The 15,451-nt window shown below is 58.7% G+C and carries 15 protein-coding genes, 1 tRNA gene and 1 pseudogene; 9 read left to right on the top strand and 8 right to left on the bottom strand.

The window, feature by feature from the left end:
- Positions 1–100: 100 nt before the first annotated feature.
- The 3 genes from HBR94_RS15685 (at position 101) to HBR94_RS15675 (ending at position 4,581) form a co-directional block, all read left to right on the top strand.
- Positions 101–1,429: an MFS transporter gene (locus tag HBR94_RS15685; protein WP_169961161.1), complete on the top strand. Its 1,329-nt coding sequence runs from the start codon at positions 101–103 to the stop codon at positions 1,427–1,429.
- 80 nt (positions 1,430–1,509) lie between these two features.
- Positions 1,510–2,361 (top strand): CAP domain-containing protein, encoded by an 852-nt coding sequence (locus tag HBR94_RS15680; RefSeq protein ID WP_120732807.1) that lies wholly within the window; start codon positions 1,510–1,512, stop codon positions 2,359–2,361.
- 27 nt (positions 2,362–2,388) lie between these two features.
- The gene (locus HBR94_RS15675) at positions 2,389–4,581 is read left to right on the top strand and encodes a response regulator (protein WP_170045155.1); all 2,193 of its coding nucleotides are present in this window, start codon (positions 2,389–2,391) and stop codon (positions 4,579–4,581) included.
- On the opposite strand, the gene HBR94_RS15670 is transcribed toward HBR94_RS15675, so the two are convergent.
- The 4 genes from HBR94_RS15670 to HBR94_RS15655 all read right to left on the bottom strand — a co-directional run bounded on the left by HBR94_RS15670 (position 4,578) and on the right by HBR94_RS15655 (position 8,280).
- Positions 4,578–5,705 carry a GGDEF domain-containing protein gene (locus HBR94_RS15670; protein ID WP_170045154.1) on the bottom strand — a complete coding sequence of 376 codons (1,128 nt, stop codon included), beginning with the start codon at positions 5,703–5,705 and terminating at the stop codon, positions 4,578–4,580. The two genes, HBR94_RS15675 and HBR94_RS15670, sit on opposite strands and share 4 nt — an antisense overlap.
- A gap of 191 nt (positions 5,706–5,896) precedes the next feature.
- A complete protein-coding gene (locus HBR94_RS15665) occupies positions 5,897–6,460 on the bottom strand; it encodes a nucleotidyltransferase family protein (protein ID WP_115128065.1) in 564 nt (187 codons plus the stop codon).
- A gap of 54 nt (positions 6,461–6,514) precedes the next feature.
- Positions 6,515–6,994: a VOC family protein gene (locus HBR94_RS15660; protein WP_169961157.1), complete on the bottom strand. Its 480-nt coding sequence runs from the start codon at positions 6,992–6,994 to the stop codon at positions 6,515–6,517.
- A 71-nt stretch (positions 6,995–7,065) separates the two neighbouring features.
- Complete coding sequence (locus HBR94_RS15655) at positions 7,066–8,280, bottom strand: EAL domain-containing response regulator (protein WP_115128063.1); 1,215 nt, start codon at positions 8,278–8,280, stop codon at positions 7,066–7,068.
- Positions 8,281–8,521: 241 nt separating this feature from the next.
- Between HBR94_RS15655 and HBR94_RS15650 the strand changes: the two genes are divergently transcribed.
- From HBR94_RS15650 to HBR94_RS28715, 6 genes and pseudogenes are all read left to right on the top strand, one after another.
- Positions 8,522–9,742 (top strand): multidrug effflux MFS transporter, encoded by a 1,221-nt coding sequence (locus HBR94_RS15650; RefSeq protein ID WP_170045153.1) that lies wholly within the window; start codon positions 8,522–8,524, stop codon positions 9,740–9,742.
- 15 nt (positions 9,743–9,757) lie between these two features.
- Entirely contained in the window at positions 9,758–10,369 is a 612-nt protein-coding gene (locus HBR94_RS15645) for a TetR/AcrR family transcriptional regulator (RefSeq protein ID WP_115128061.1), read from the top strand.
- A 362-nt stretch (positions 10,370–10,731) separates the two neighbouring features.
- Positions 10,732–10,818: transfer RNA gene (locus HBR94_RS15640), tRNA-Leu, on the top strand.
- A 169-nt stretch (positions 10,819–10,987) separates the two neighbouring features.
- On the top strand, positions 10,988–11,194 hold the full coding sequence (locus HBR94_RS15635; RefSeq protein ID WP_128593564.1) for a hypothetical protein: 207 nt from the start codon (positions 10,988–10,990) through the stop codon (positions 11,192–11,194).
- 97 nt (positions 11,195–11,291) lie between these two features.
- Positions 11,292–11,639 (top strand): hypothetical protein, encoded by a 348-nt coding sequence (locus HBR94_RS15630; RefSeq protein ID WP_092239207.1) that lies wholly within the window; start codon positions 11,292–11,294, stop codon positions 11,637–11,639.
- Between the two features lie 22 nt (positions 11,640–11,661).
- Positions 11,662–11,931, top strand: a pseudogene (locus tag HBR94_RS28715) (SOS response-associated peptidase family protein); the annotation flags it as partial.
- A 4-nt stretch (positions 11,932–11,935) separates the two neighbouring features.
- Here HBR94_RS28715 and HBR94_RS15625 read toward each other — a convergent pair.
- From HBR94_RS15625 to HBR94_RS15610, 4 genes are all read right to left on the bottom strand, one after another.
- Complete coding sequence (locus HBR94_RS15625; protein WP_170045152.1) at positions 11,936–13,435, bottom strand: acyltransferase; 1,500 nt, start codon at positions 13,433–13,435, stop codon at positions 11,936–11,938.
- A 361-nt stretch (positions 13,436–13,796) separates the two neighbouring features.
- Positions 13,797–14,309: a lysis system i-spanin subunit Rz gene (locus tag HBR94_RS15620; RefSeq protein WP_170045151.1), complete on the bottom strand. Its 513-nt coding sequence runs from the start codon at positions 14,307–14,309 to the stop codon at positions 13,797–13,799.
- A complete protein-coding gene (locus HBR94_RS15615) occupies positions 14,306–14,839 on the bottom strand; it encodes a glycoside hydrolase family 19 protein (protein WP_170045150.1) in 534 nt (177 codons plus the stop codon). The genes HBR94_RS15620 and HBR94_RS15615 overlap by 4 nt, the downstream gene beginning before the upstream one ends.
- A 61-nt stretch (positions 14,840–14,900) precedes the next feature.
- Positions 14,901–15,449, bottom strand: coding sequence for a tail fiber assembly protein (locus tag HBR94_RS15610; RefSeq protein ID WP_170045149.1), 549 nt, complete (start codon positions 15,447–15,449; stop codon positions 14,901–14,903).
- Between the last annotated feature and the right edge of the window lie 2 nt (positions 15,450–15,451).

The following is a 15,451-nucleotide window of genomic DNA, read 5'->3' as shown; positions in this document are numbered from 1 at the left end:
GCCCCAGCGCTATCGCAGCCTCGCCAAGGCTAGACAGCTCCCACATTTGATCGCGTTCGCAACACCCTAATAAATATAATGACTGAGAAGGAAGTACAGCATGACGGCAAAAGCCCACAACCCGGCCACGGTGGAAACCCCGGTACAAACCAAGAAGCGCCTGCGCAAGGTGGCTGCTGCCACCATCTTCGGTTCGATGCTGGAGTGGTATGACTTCTACCTCTACGCAACCATGGCGGCGATTGTCTTTTCGAAGATCTTCTTTGATAACAGCGACCCGAAAACCGCGACCTTGATGGCGTTCTCCACCTTTGCCATCGGCTTTATCGCCCGCCCCTTCGGCGGCATCCTGTTCGGCTACCTGGGCGACAAGTTCGGCCGCAAACATGTGCTGGTGTTGACCTTCTGCATGATGGGCGTGTGCACCACCCTGATCGGCCTGATCCCCAGCTATGCCTCGATTGGCATCTGGGCGCCGATCATTCTGGTGTTTATCCGCATCATCCAGGGCCTGGGTGCCGGTGCCGAGCTGTCGGGCGCGGCGGTCACTTCCTACGAGCATGCTTCAGAAGGCAAGCGCGGCAGCCAGGGGGCCTGGCCGGCGCTGGGCTTGAACCTGGGCCTGCTGCTGTCGTCGCTGACCGTGTACCTGCTGACCATCAATGGCAATGAGTTCCTGTTGGCTGGCGGCTGGCGCATCCCGTTTATCTGCAGTATCGCCCTGGTGGGTGTGGGCCTGTGGGTGCGTAACAGCATCCCGGAAACCCCCGAGTTCAAAGAGCTGAGCCAGGAGCCGGCCAAGGCCAAGGTCTCGCCGCTCAAGGCCCTGTTCAAGAATGATCTCAAGGGCCTGGCGGTGGTGTTCTTCGTGGCCATTGGCTACAACGCCCTGAGCTACATCTTCAAGACCTTCTCCCTGGCCTATCTGACGCAGTTCAAGGGCGTTGATGTGCACGTCACTTCGCTGTCGGTGACCATCGCCAGCCTGGTGGCGATTGTCGCCGTGCCATGCTTCGGTTGGCTGTGTGACAAGTGGAGCAGCAAGTCGGTGCTGGTGCTGGGCGGCGTGCTGTCGCTGCTGTTCGCCTACCCGTTCCTGGCGCTGTTGAACACCGGCGAAAGCCTGATGATCTACCTGGCCATCGGGATCGGCACCGGGATCCTCGCGCCGATGATGTTCGCGCCACAGGGCTCGTTCCTCAGCCGTCAGTTTCCGACCCAGACCCGTTCTTCGGGTTTCGGTACCGGCCGTGAAATCGGCACGGCTATCGCCGGTGGCCTGGCGCCTTTGGGGGCCTTGTCGATGGTGGCTGCCTCGACCACTCACTCGACAGACGGCGTGGTGATCATTCTGGCCATCGCGTCGGTGCTGGTGGTGGTGTTTGCCCTGTGTGACCAGGGTCGCAAGCACTCGGCATTCAAGAACTAAGGGCAAAATATTGCCCAAGGGGTGCATCTGCGCCCCTTGATCGCGCATCATGGGCACTTTCATGCTCAAGGGAAACGTCCATGCGCGTTCTGTCATTGATGATGGGTGTTACCACGCTGGCCGCCAGTCTGGTGTTTTGTGCCACCGCGTCGGCGAGCGAAGAGAGTCAATTGATCGACTCGATCAACCAGTACCGCAGCCAGGTGCAGCGCTGTGGCGACCAGGGCTCCCAGGAGTTGCCGCCGCTGGCGGTCGACCCACGCCTGGTGTTGCCGGTCAATAATGTCGGCGATTTGCAGCAGGCCCTGGCCCAGGTGGCCTACCCGATGGTCAACGTGCAGGCGATCAGCCTGTCCGGGCCTCGCGACTCGCAATCGGCGATGAAAGCGGTACGCGAGAGCTTCTGCCGGGTGGTGCTCGACCCGCAATTCGTCGATATCGGCGTCAGCAACAATGGCCAGGACTGGCGCATTGTCCTCGCCCGCCCACTGTTGAGCCGTGGCTTGGCCAGCTCCCAGGACGCCGGCCCGCAGTTGCTGGAGATGGTCAACGCCGCCCGCAAACAACCGCGCCAGTGTGGTGAGCAGGCCTTCGCGGCCACCACGCCACTGGTCTGGAACGCCCAGTTGGCCAGCGCCGCCGACAGTCATGCACGCAATATGGCCAACCACAACTTCTTCGACCACCTGGACCGCGACGGTCGGACCCCGGGCGACCGCGCGGAACTGGCCGGTTATGTGGCGCAACAGGTCGGCGAGAACATCGCGGCCGGCCTGGACACGCCGCGCAAGGTGGTTGACGGCTGGCTCGCCAGCCCCGGGCATTGCGCCAACCTGATGAACCCACAATTTCGCGAATTGGGCGCCGCCTATGGGCTGGATCCGAAAAGCGATGCGGGGATTTACTGGACGGCATTGTTGGGCACGCAATAGCGTCGAAACGAACAAGGTATTGAGTCGATGACAGACTGGCTGCAAGGCGGCGGTGAGATGGCCGAACGGGTTCGCCGCCATGACTGGGCCAACTCGCCCCTGGGGCCAATGGAGCAATGGCCGGACGTGCTCAAGACCACGGTGTCCCTGAGCCTTGCTTCCCGTTTCCCCCAGGCGGTGGTGTGGGGGCCCGAATTGATCACGCTGTATAACGACGCGTTCATTCCGGTGCTGGGCAACAAACCAGAGGCCCTGGGTCAACCCTTCAGCACGATCTGGCAGGAAGCCTGGAGCCAGATCCGCCCGATCGCCGATGCTGCATTCGACGGCCAGGCAACGTTTATCGAAGACTTCCCACTGATCGTCGAGCGTGGCGCGGCGCCGGAACAGGCTTATTTCACGTTCTGCTATAGCCCGATCCGCGACTCCACAGGCAAGGTGGTGGGGATGCTCGACACCGTGACCGAGACCACCAATACGGTGTTTATGACGCGCCGCCTGGCCGTGCTGGATGCCATCAGCCTCGGTGTGGCCAACGCCACCGATCCGGCGGCGATCATGGCGGCCACCACGCGGGTGCTGGCGACCCACCTGAACCTGTCCAACTGTGCCTATGCCGACATGGAGGCCGACGAAGACGGTTTTACCATCCGCGGCAACTGGGCCGCAGAAGGCTCGCCCAGCATCGTCGGGCATTATCGCCTGACGGACTTCGGCCAATTGGCGGTCGAGCGCCTGCAGGCCGGCGAGCCATTGATCATCAATGACAACCTGACGGAACTGACGCCCGAGGAGGCCGCGACCTTCCAGGCCATTGGCGTGACGGCAACGATTTGCATGCCGCTGATCAAGTCCGGGCGCCTGACCGCGCTGATGGCCATTCACGACCGCGTCCCGCGGCGCTGGTCTTCCTACGACCTGGCGCTGCTGGGTGAGGTCACGGAGCGCTCCTGGGCCCATATCGAACGGGTGCGGGCCGATGCCATTGTGCGTGAGGGCCTGTCGGCGCTGGCCGATTTGAATGCGACCCTGGAGCAACGGGTCATGGAGCGCACCACCCTGCTCAACCAGACTGAAGCGGCGTTGCGCCAGTCGCAGAAGCTCGAAGCCATTGGCCAGTTGACCGGCGGCGTTGCCCACGACTTCAACAACCTGCTGACAATCATCCGCTCGTCGGTGGACTTCCTGCGCATGCCCAACCTGCCCGAAGAGCGCCGCGAGCGATACATGAGTGCGGTGACCGATACCGTAGAACGCGCCAGCAAGCTGACCAGTCAATTGCTCGCCTTCGCCCGGCGCCAGCCGCTGAACCCACAAGTGTTCAATGTGGGCCAGCGCGTGCAAAACATCGGCGACATGCTGGAGACGCTCACAGGTGCGCGGATCCACGTCCGCGTCCAATTGCCTGAACAGGCCTGTTACATCTGCGCGGATTCCAGCCAGTTTGAAACCGCGCTGATCAACATCGCCCTCAATGCGCGGGATGCAATGAATGGCCAGGGTACGTTGGTGTTACGCCTGGACCGGGACCAGCCGTTGCCATGCATTCGCGGGCATGGCGGCTCCGGCAAACCCTTCGTCGCGATCTCCCTGGCGGACACCGGCAGCGGGATTGCCTCGAGTACCTTTGAACGCATCTTCGAACCGTTCTTCACCACCAAGGAAGTCGGCAAAGGCACCGGGCTTGGGCTGTCGCAGGTATTCGGGTTCGCCAAGCAGTCGGGAGGCAATGTCGATGTCGCCAGTGTGCTCGGCCAGGGCACCGTGTTTACCCTGTACCTGCCGCAAGTGGAGCCGGAGACGATCCTCGACAACGTGGTCGAGACGCCGCTTGAACTGGCCCCGGACGCCGGGCGACGGCGCATCTTGATCGTGGAGGACAACCTCGAAGTGGGCCGCTTCGCCAACCAGATTTTGCAGGACCTGGGCTACCAGACGGTGTGGGCCACCCATGCCGAAGAAGCCCTGGAAATGATCGGCCCGGATGCCCGGGCATTCGATGGGGTGTTCTCCGACGTGGTGATGCCCGGCATCGGCGGCGTGGCGCTGGCCCGGGAGTTGCGCCGGCGCCGGCCCGATCTGCCGGTGGTCCTCACCTCCGGCTACAGCGAGGAACTGGCCAAGTCCGGTTATGACGGCTTTGAATTTCTCGCCAAACCCTACTCCGCCGACCAGGTCTCACGGGTGCTGGCCAAGGCTATGGCAAGGACTGAAGCCTAGGACGCGACCACCACCTGGTTGCGCCCCAAGGCCTTGGCGCGGTACAGGGCTTTGTCGGCAGTGTTCATCAAGTGCTGCAAGTCGTCGCCCACGGCAAGCGTCGAGGCCACCCCCAGGCTCGCACTCAACACCTGCACCGGGTCAATGGTCAAACCGGCAATGGCGCGGATCAGTTGTTCGCCGATGTCCCGTGCTACCTCAAGCGTGGTGTCGGGCAACAATACCGCAAACTCCTCGCCCCCCAGGCGGCCGTAGATATCCGTCTGGCGAAAGGAGGCGCTGATCACCTGGCCAATCTGCTGCAACACCCGGTCACCCGTCTGGTGGCCGTAGGTGTCGTTGATGGCCTTGAAGTGATCCATGTCCAGCATCAGCGCACACAGGGGCTGGTGAGTGCGTTTGCATTGGTCATACAGCACCTGGGCCTTTTCGAAAAACGCCCGGCGGTTCATCAGCCCGGTGAGTTCGTCGGTCTCGGCAGCGCGCGTGGAAATACTGTGGGCCCGCTCTATTTCGCGGGTCAGGCGAAAGGCCTTCTCCAGGGCCTCGGACAATTTCCGCGAGGCGCCTACGACAAAGGATGAGAACACCAGCACTGCGATAGCCATGCCCATTTGCATCTTGGAAGGTTGAAACAGCAACCACAGGGTGCACGGCAACAGCACCAGGGCCATGGACACCATGGTCATGTAGCGGTAGGCCGAGTAACACGACACCGCGCTGACGGACATCCCCACGGTAAAGAGGATGACCAGCGCCTGGGTCAAGCGGTCATCGGTGGGCATTATGGCAAGGGCGCCAGCGCCCCAGATCCCCGCAGAAAGCACCAGCGTAAGCCAATAATGGAGCTCCCAGCGGCGCGGCGTGCGCTCACTTCTGGGGCTGCGAAAATACTGGAAAAACATCAAAAAGCGCAGGAGCGACGAGCCGGACAGCAAGATCAGCCAGCCGATCATCAGGTCGCGATCAAGGCGGTCCCAACACAACCAGCACAACATGCCGGCGGCCAGATAGCTGCCGAAAACCGCAGAAAAGGATTGGCGAAACAACTGATGCAGGCAATCAGTCCGCACCTGCGCTTCGATGAAAAAATCCTGGTCCTGCTCACGCCCAAGGCCATTCATTTGATTCGCCTGATCAGTAGTGCCGCGACAAAATGGCATTGTGGCACCCTGCCAGTATCCAGAACAGCGAAATCCGCTGTAGATACCGCGTAAACACCCATGTTAAAGCCATCGCGCCTCTGTAGGAGCCGGCTTGCTGGCAATGGCGATATGACTGTGAGCTGCGACGCCGCGTCGCCCGGCGTCCACAGCTACTGCGGGTTTTCAATCCTGAGCCACGGCCAGCGGGCCTGATAGCTTCTGGCCTTCTGCTGAAACAGATCCGGCTGCGGGGTGATGGGGTTGAGCCGAAGTATTCCCTGTTCGATGTCGGCCAAACCGAAAGGCGCATAAATTTCGCCCGTGTCTACGGCCAAGGCGATGCAGGTGCCCGCCACCAAATAGCGATCCACCCCATCCATGGCCGAGTGCAACTGGGGATAAGGCATGCCGAACCGCTGCGGGTACCAGAGGTGCACACGCGCCTGGTTCTTCACTTCAATGTTCGCATGCAGGTCGCGGAAAAGTTCGGCGGCGCGCTCAATCACCGCATTCTCGGCTTCCCAGGACAGATCGGGATCGAAGTAGAACACGTCGTAATCCTTCACGCCCCAATCGGCGCTCAAACCGGCCTGATGATTCCACACCGCCTGGAACAGGCAACCGGCCGTCAGCAGGCATTGATCCAGGCCAAGGGCTGGCAGGCGCGCGGTCATTTCAGCATTGATGGGGTTGGTCATCGCCAACTCAACCAGCCTCTGGGTCGTCAGTCTCATGTGCAGTCTGTTGCCATTGCTCGTGTTGAGGGCAAAGGTTATACCAGGGTTTCGTTACCCCTTGAGCGCCGCCTCGATGGCCGCGATGTCGATTTTCACCATGCCCATCATCGCCTCAAACGCACGCTTGGCTGCGGCCGGATCGGGGTCGGTGATCGCCGCTGTGAGCACCCGCGGGGTGATTTGCCAGGAAAGCCCCCACTTGTCCCGGCACCAACCGCACGCAACCTCCTCGCCACCATTGCCGACAATCGCCTGCCACAGGCGATCCGTCTCGGCTTGGTCGTCAGTGGCGACCTGGAATGAAAATGCCTGGTTGTGCTGGATACCCGGCCCGCCATTGAGGCCCAGGCACGGGATCCCCATGACGGTGAATTCCACGGTCAGGACATCGCCCTGCTTACCCGCCGGATAGTCACCCGGGGCTGTATGTACGGCCTCTACGCTGCTGTCTGGGAATGTCGCGGCATAGAACCTGGCAGCGTCCAGGGCGGCGCCGTCGAACCAGAGGCAGATGGTGTTTTTGTGGGTCATCTGGATACTCCCAAAAAGGCCATTGACCGCTACAGTCTAGCCACGCCCGGAGCGGGCCCAGTGACGAGCAATCAGAGCGTACCGCACGACACCGACTTCATGCCCAGCCAGGCCAGCGCACGCGTGGCACTCATGGGCCGCGCGCAGAGGTAGCCCTGGCCCAGCTCGCAACCGAGCTTGAGCAAGCCCTGGCGCTGGCTTTCGTGCTCGACGCCCTCGACCACCACCGCCATATCCAGCGCTTGAGCCAATGCCAGGGTGCTGCTGATCACTGCACGGTTACGGCTGCTGGTTTCAAGGTCGCGGGCGAAACGGGCATCGAGTTTGATTTCGGTAAAAGGCAGTTGGCACAGACGCTCCAACGACGAATAGCCGATACCAAAATCATCAATGGAAAGGCCGGCGCCCATCATCCGCAAGCGAATCAAGGTTTGCAGCACCCCGGGCGAGACCTCCAGTAATCCGCTTTCAGTGATCTCGAAGGTCAGGCGCGAAGGCGGGATGGCGTAGCGCTCCAGCGCTGCGCACAGACGCGGGAGCAAGGACTTACAAGCCAGTTGCCCGGCCTCCAGATTAAACGCCAGAGAGAGCACATGCCCCTGCTCCTGAGCCGTCTGCAGGAACGCCAACGCCTGTTCCAGCAGGCTGAAAAACAGTTCATCCATCAAACCGAAACGCCCTGCCTGGGCGAGGAAATCAGCCGGGGGTAACACGCCAAACTGAGGGTGTTCCCAGCGCGCCAGCACTTCAAGACTGTCGCTTTTACCGGTCATCAGATTGAACTTGGGCTGGAAGAAAGACTTGAGCTCATCCCGTGCAATGGCGTGCTCCAAACGTGCTTTGCTCGCGCGGGTATGGCGCGCCTGCCGAGAGACGGGATGCCCGTTAGCGACCGTGGTTTCCAGGTATCGGGTCAACAGCGCCGCAATCGCCGCCGCTCGCACCGGAGCATCGACATATCCCAGGAAACTCACCCCCAGCAGGCCGAGCATCCGTTCGATGGCGTCATGCAGATCCTGGGCATGGCTACTGCAAATGATCATGGACCTGACCCACCGGGTGCGGCTGAGTGCTTCGAGGGTCGTCAGCCCTTGCAGTCCTTCCTCCTTAAGGGTGCACAGCACGATATCCACCGGCCCTGTGCGGTCGAGCAGCTCCAGGGCCGCGGCCACGTCGGCCACGCCCATCACCCACTCACACCCCGAGTCCTTGAAGACCTGAGTGGCAACGAGCTGCTTGAAGGGGTGCTCTTCAACGACCAGAACACGAATTGGTAGAAAGGACATGACAAATCACAGATGACATGAAAGTACGGCCATTCTCGTCTCGCTTCCTACCGGCGTATTTAGGAAAAGTCTTAAATGGAAAACGAAAATTTCCTGGTTTGGTCGCTGACGCCAAACGACCATAACGCCGCAGCTCAACGGCGGGAGCTGGCTTGGCAACCCCGCGTTGACGGTTCAGAGAGCGGTGGTTATCATTCTCCAAACCTACCGACCGGTAGGCAGTCATTATTGTGGAGTTTTTATGAATGCCCAACCCACCCACAGGGTTCCCCTGAGGCTGGCTATTGGTCTGGGACTGATCGGCGCCCTCGGCCCGTCGGCTGTCGATATGTACTTATCGAGCCTCCCGCAGATTGCCCGCGAGTATCAGAGCAGCTTCGCCAGCGTGCAGTTGACCTTGACGTTCTTCCTCCTGGCCATGGGTGCAGGCCAGTTGATCTTCGGGCCCATCGTCGATGCCTATGGCCGACGCCGCCCCCTGCTGGCCGGCCTGCTGTTGTTTACCCTGTGCTCATTAGGCGCGGCGTGGGCACCGACCCTTGAGACATTGATCGCTCTGCGCTTCGTCCAGGGGCTTGGCAGCGCCCTGACGCTGGTGGTGATCATGAGCATGGTCCGGGATGTCAGCGAAGGCGTGGCCGCAACCAAGCTCTTTGCGTTGCTGATGACCATCGAAGGGGTTGCGCCCATCTTCGCCCCGGCACTGGGTGGGATTATCGACACCCATTACGGATGGCGCGCGGTGATGCTGGTCCTCGCCGGTTTTGGCCTAGCCGTGCTCGGCAACAGTTGGCTGTCGCTGCCGGAAACCCTGGCCCCCAGCCAACGGGAACCGCTGCGCCTGGGCGCGGCGTGCCGGACTTACCTGACCATCGCCAGGGACCCGCACTTCCTACGCCCGACCCTCGCCGTGGCCGCGGTGTTCTTCTTTCTGTTTGCCTACATCGGCGGTGCAACCCTGGTGTATCAGCAAACCTATGGCCTGAGCCCGCAAGCGTTTGGCATGCTGTTCGGCGTCACGGGCGTGGCCATCCTGATCGGGGCCATGAGCGCCGGGAAACTGGTCAGCCGCCTTGGCTTGAGCCGTCTTTCCTTGATTGGCGTGTCGTGCATGGCGGGTGGCTCGGCAATCGCCCTGGTTTCCAGCGTTACCCTCCTGGGCCTGCCCGGTATAGTGGCGGGCATGGCCGTTGCCCTGTTTGGCCTGGGTATCGCTGAGTCCACGCTGATGTCGCTGGTAATGTCCTCGCAAAAACGCGCGCTGGGCTCCACCGCCGCACTGTTGGGGGCATTTCAACTGTCGATCTCCGCCAGTGCGACGCCGCTCTCGGCCTTGGCGCTGACCTATGGACCAGTAGCTTGGGCCGCGTTGCTGCTGGCCAGCGCGTTGCTGACTTGCCTGCTGACCACCATCAGCCTCCCCCGGGGTGCAGGGCAAACCTATGACCTGACCGGGCATTGATCAAGGAGCAGCACCATGACATCCACCATCCTGACCTCGGCCGCCGAACGCATCGCGCAACTGGCGCTGGAGCAATTTGCCGAGCATGGTTACGACGCCGCCTCACTGAATGACATCGCCGTTCGCGCAGGCATCAAGAAGGCTTCGCTATACGCGCACTTTGCGAGCAAGGACGCGCTCTACGTGGTCGCACTCGAACTCGCCCTACGGGCCGAGCTCGATTACGTGCAAAGCCAATTTGCGAGGAACTCACGATCGATCAAGGCCCCCGGCGAGGTCTATATCAACAACCTGCAACGCCGCCACAGCGCCAATCAATCCCTGCGGTTCTTGTTACGGGCCGCGTTCTACCCGCCGACGCCGCTGAGGGACGTGGTCATGTCCGGGTTCAATGACTACATGGCGACGATCCGCGGCCATTTCCAACAGGCGCTGCTTAAGGCCTATCCGGACGTAGACGAACAGGCCATGCAAGTGTTGGCAGAGGCTTACCTGGTGATGATCGACAGCCTGCATGTAGAACTGACCTACGGTGATGCGCCGGCCTACGCACGCCGCCTGGAGGCGCTGCAACGGTTGTCGCGGGCGGTGGGTTACGATGAGATTATTCTTCGGTTACGGGGGTAAATACCTGAACGGCCTCGGCAGATTCAAGTTCCGTTTTGGTTCTCATCGGAATGACGCCCAGGCCACTTCCCGAATCGAATGTTCTAAACATAGGTGATCGCACGATGCTATGCGTTAAACGGCGGCTACAAGGCCGGTAGAGTGTCCACCGTGGTGATGCGCCGCCGAGTCGAATGCCCCCCAGGAAAATGTAGATCACTGATATGGCGGGCTTTTTTTCAAAGCTGGCGCACGCATTCCAACAGAAAAAGAGCGCATGCAAACTTGCGCCAAGGTGCCTGGATCTATATATTCCCTAGCCTGCTGCACCGCTCAAGCGCTTTGTTCGACAACGCCCCCTTGAGCAGCTTCATCGCGCTGCCGCCCGAATGGCGAAACTGGTAGACGCATGGGACTTAAAATCCCCCGCTCGTAAGGGCGTCCCGGTTCGATTCCGGGTTCGGGCACCATAGATATCAAGGGCTTGCATGATGAACTTCATACAGGCCCTTATCTTTTCTGTTCCGCAATTCTACAAGCTGTTCCGCAATTATCCCTTCCCCGGCGTCCTGCCGACCGCTCACAATCCACCACCAAGCAACCCAACTGCTACGCTGTTCACTCCAAGGAGGAACACCGATGCCGAACTCTGACCTGCTCCCTTCCCTGCTGTCCAAAATCAATGAGAACCAACTCGCCCTTGAAGCGGCCATCATGGAACTGACGAGCTGGGTTGACCAGCAAGGCGGCACCGAAGTAGCCGACAACGTTCGCGGCGCGCTGGACACCATCGACCGCAACGAAGAGTTCATCAAGCTAACCTTGGCCGTTCTCAACGCTCCCTGACTGATCGTCGGGAACACCTGCAGTTCGTCGCCTCGCAACCTCAGTCCGCACAAATCTCGATTACTGTATGAATGTACAGCTTTCGAATTCCCCAACCATGAACATCGATGAAGACACCTGCGAGTGGCTTGGATGCCCTACGCCTCTAGAAATGCACAAACAACACGCGCTGCTCCTAGAGAATGAGATTCAGGAACTGCAACTGCAGCTTCGCAAAGCCAGAGAGGACATCTACGGCTTGGTGCGAATGCACGCTGAGTTATCTACCGAGCGCGACAAGCTTCGGGCAGAGCTCAAGGCGTCAGATAGCGCTCTTTCTAGCTGCAATACAGACCTGGGTTTTGTCACAAGCAAGCTCAATTCACTTGAATGGGCGCTTGCGCGGGCTACAAACGGGGCCTGGGGAAGCACCCCCATGAAGATTCTGCCGAGTGATCTAAGCTGAAGTTTCTACCGAGGGCTTGCCGATGTGCGGAAGACTTTCACAGTACAGCGGAATTCATGACTTCGTTGCGGTACTGAGCATGCCCGACGCCCTGGCAAACTCAGTGGGTGAGGCACCCCTTGAGCGGTACAACGTGGCACCAACCACCCAGGTCGCCCTGCTCCACCAGCAGGATGAAACGCTGCACGCAGACCTAGTGCGGTGAGATTGTCGGCCGCACTGGGCCAAGGACCGTGCTGCGCCGATAAACGCCCGCGTAGAGAAAGTGGCCCACGGACCATTCTTCCGGTCGAACATCAATCCACTATTTGAATTTTCTCAGGATAGCCTAGCGATTCTCCATCCATTGCTTCGCCCTCCAAATAAACATGCAAGTACGGTCCAGCCTTAAGCACTGCCGAAACCTTTCTTACCTCACCATTTGAAAATCTCACTAACGCACCAACCTTATACGCCTCAAGATTAGCTCTTTTATTTTCAACAAAAAAACCAGCAACAGACCTTGAAAAACCATTAACCCAATTAACATCGGTTAGATTTACCGCCGTCGAAGAAGGTTCCTTTTTCAAAGCCGCTTGATCGGCATATACATTACCGAGAACAATTACCGGGAGTAAAAAATATACTGCAACCAACGCTCGCGGGACAGCTAACGACTTGCCAGCCGATTCATTAGAACCCTTTGATAGAAAACGTCCAGAGTGTCTATAGCTGTCAACTTTCTTATCGACAAGAAAATACACCACCAGCCCAAGAGCGCAAGACACCACCGCCACCCACGACCCCATACCTATAAAACCAAAATACTGAGAATGGGTTGCTGCGTATTCTTTGAAAAGCAGCAATATAGGGAAGTGCAAAATATAAACAGGATAAGACAACTCGCCAACGAGCCTATCCACCTTATTATTCTTAGTGTATTTAAAAAGCACAGGAATAGACATGGCAAAAAACAACAGGTGAGCAAACGGCATAATGGTTACGGCGAAGGATATGGCAAAGATTGTTCCAACAGCCACTAGGTAATTTGGTTCCTGCAGTCGCTTACTCATATGATAAGCTAAGGCCCCACCACCAAAAAACATAAATGAAGACGGGTAAAAATAGTAATTAAAAATCACTTGCCCAGCAGTACTTAAATCTACAAAACCTGCATCAAACAACGAAAACTCTTTTACAGGAAACGACACACCGTTAAGTAACAACAAGTAGACGCATCCGACCATAAAAAACAAATACGTTTTCGTTTCAGACTTCAAGATAAACGGCGCAACCAAATAAAAACCCAACTCCAAGGCCAGCGACCAAGCAGGCGGATTTATTGTCATTGCAACTGAATCACCGCAGATGCCAGCTGCAGTCTTCATACAAAAAACATAAGACAAGTCCTGACCAAATATAAAGAGATTCTGAAAAACAAAATAAAATTTAGCTCCTAAAGACAGCCCTCCGAAACGGTCTGCTATTGCAGCAAACGAAACAACAAGAGCCAAAACAAGCCCAATATAATAAGTAGGGAACAATCTAAACAACCTACTCTTATAGAAAACAATTGGACTTATCTCTTTGTACTTCTCGTTCAGGACCATAGCCATGTAAAATCCTGAAATTATAAAAAACGCACTAACTGCATATAATGGATTAACCCCAGCAAATCCAAAAACAGAGCCACCAGCATGCCCTGCAATTACAGATAGCGCTAAAAACAATCTTAAAAAACCCATTAAAACACCCACTCCAAAAAAGAAAAGCCACCCGCAATGCAGACTATTTTTTATTAAAGCTGGCCAAGTCACTTATAAGACATCACCACATCCCTGTTTAAAACGGTATTATTTACAGTAAAATTATTAATTTACATATACGAATAGCCGCGCGAGGATATCATCACTCTTCTCCCGCGTCGATTGTTCGGGCAGACCTACTTTTCCCAAATACAGAGCGGTGAGCTGGATGTCGGTGAGGGTTTCAGAGCGGCACATTTTCTAACGCTCAGAGACCCTATACGAACAGGGCGCCTCTTTGAACTGGCTCACGAGTTCTTCCAGGTGGCGTCTCCACGACGCGATAAAGTATCACTGCATCCGTTGACATCGTTGGGGCTTCAACGGAAGGTGACCGGGTCAGGCGTTGACGCATGCTGCCCGGCCGCTCCTTTTACTTCGCTGTAGAGACTTCTTTTGCGTAGGCCTGACACGCCCGCAGCGCAATCAATCCTCGGTCGCCGGCATCGGTGATGGCGATAATTCGTTGAGCATGCGCTGGGTCAAGTTGGGCTCGACGGGCTGCATGAACCACGCCGATGGCGCCGGGGGCGGCAGGCACGTTGCAGCCACTGGCTGAATCCGTGGCGTCGAGAAGGACTGACAGCCGCACATCAGCAGTAGCAAGGCGGCCACGCAGCAGAGCCTGGTTGCGTTGAGCATCGGAAAGTTCTCGGGTGTGTTGTTGATCGGAGGTGGCCAGCGTCCTCTCCAGGGCCAGGCGCCTGTCCTGCTCGTCGCGCACTTGCTTGATGGCCACAGCGCTGATCCTGGTCAGTTCGCCCTGGTGCAGGCCGGCCTGCTCGGCCAACCTCTTGCCCATGCGCCAGTCCTGTACCTGCCAAGTGCCGCCGGCGCTGATCGCCATCGCCAGCAGGATTGCGGCTAGGATCTGCCCGGGCGTCATGCGAGCACCTTCTGCGCCTGGGCGTACAGCGGCTGGCGATCCTCAAGGCCATTGACCCCGCCATTGACCCGGCGGGTGATCTTCACGAACTCCCCCTTATCTGCCAGGGTGTTCAGGCCTTTCGTCGACCAGAACCACGCCGCCGACATTGCGGCGTGCTGCGGCTGCTCCAAAAGCTCGGGCTGATTGATCAGGTCCAGGCCCAAGGCCTCACCGCACGCCGCGTAATTGGCCCGGCCTGTGATCTGGATCAGCCCCCGGCCCCGATACTTTGATCCATCCCCTTTAACGGTGTTGCCCAGGTCAGCACGGCCTTCATATCCGACTTGCTGCGCCGTGGGGCCCCAGATCTCCCGCACATCGCGCAACTGGCACGACTCATGTCCGACCTGGGCGATGAACGCCGCAATGCGAGCAATCGTGACAATTCCGTGTTTGCTCATGGCCGTGTTCAGCACAGGAACAAAAACGCCGGCTTGGCGGCCGGCGTTCGGGAGAATCCGCAGCAACTGCTGCTCGGTGATTGGCATAGCTCTCTCCTGGCAAAAATAAACCCGCTCGATGGCGGGTGTGGTCGACGACGGCGCGGCGTTACGGCGCGGCGGGCCAATCAATGGCGAGCGGGTAACCTTCCTGTTCGGGCACGCGGTTCAGGGCCACGCGATATTTCTTCCAGGCCTTGAGGGTAGCCAGCTCTGCTTCGGTCCCTTCGTCGATATCGACGGCGTCCTGAAGTGGCGCGATTGCGTAATCCGCCTCGGCTCGCAGGTGCGCGATCTGGGTTTGTGCAGCCACCACAGGATCAAGCGCCGGCGACGGCAACTCTTCCTGTGGGGGAAGATCCGGCACCAGGATGTGCAGCGTGATCATGACCTTCAGATCGTACGGCTCGCCATCTTTGGTCACGGTGACCGTGAGTAGGTCGTCCTCAAACGAGATGTTCACCTCGGCGGGGCTATCCGAGGGGTGAAGCCCGTAGCCCCAGCCCTGATCGAGCGGCGGGAATGGGACCATACCCTGGGTGCCGGTGACGCAGTAGACGCCCACGTCCTTGCGATAACAGGTCACCTCGGTCCCGCCCAGCGAGACGAAATCGAACTTTTCACCCGTGCCGGTGATGTTAATTGCTGCTCTTGCCATGA

Source organism: Pseudomonas sp. WS 5412 (assembly GCF_012985615.1).
GTDB lineage: Bacteria > Pseudomonadota > Gammaproteobacteria > Pseudomonadales > Pseudomonadaceae > Aquipseudomonas > Aquipseudomonas shahriarae.
The sequence above is the reverse complement of the archived record's forward strand: the minus strand, read 5'-3'. Positions and strand labels throughout refer to the sequence as shown.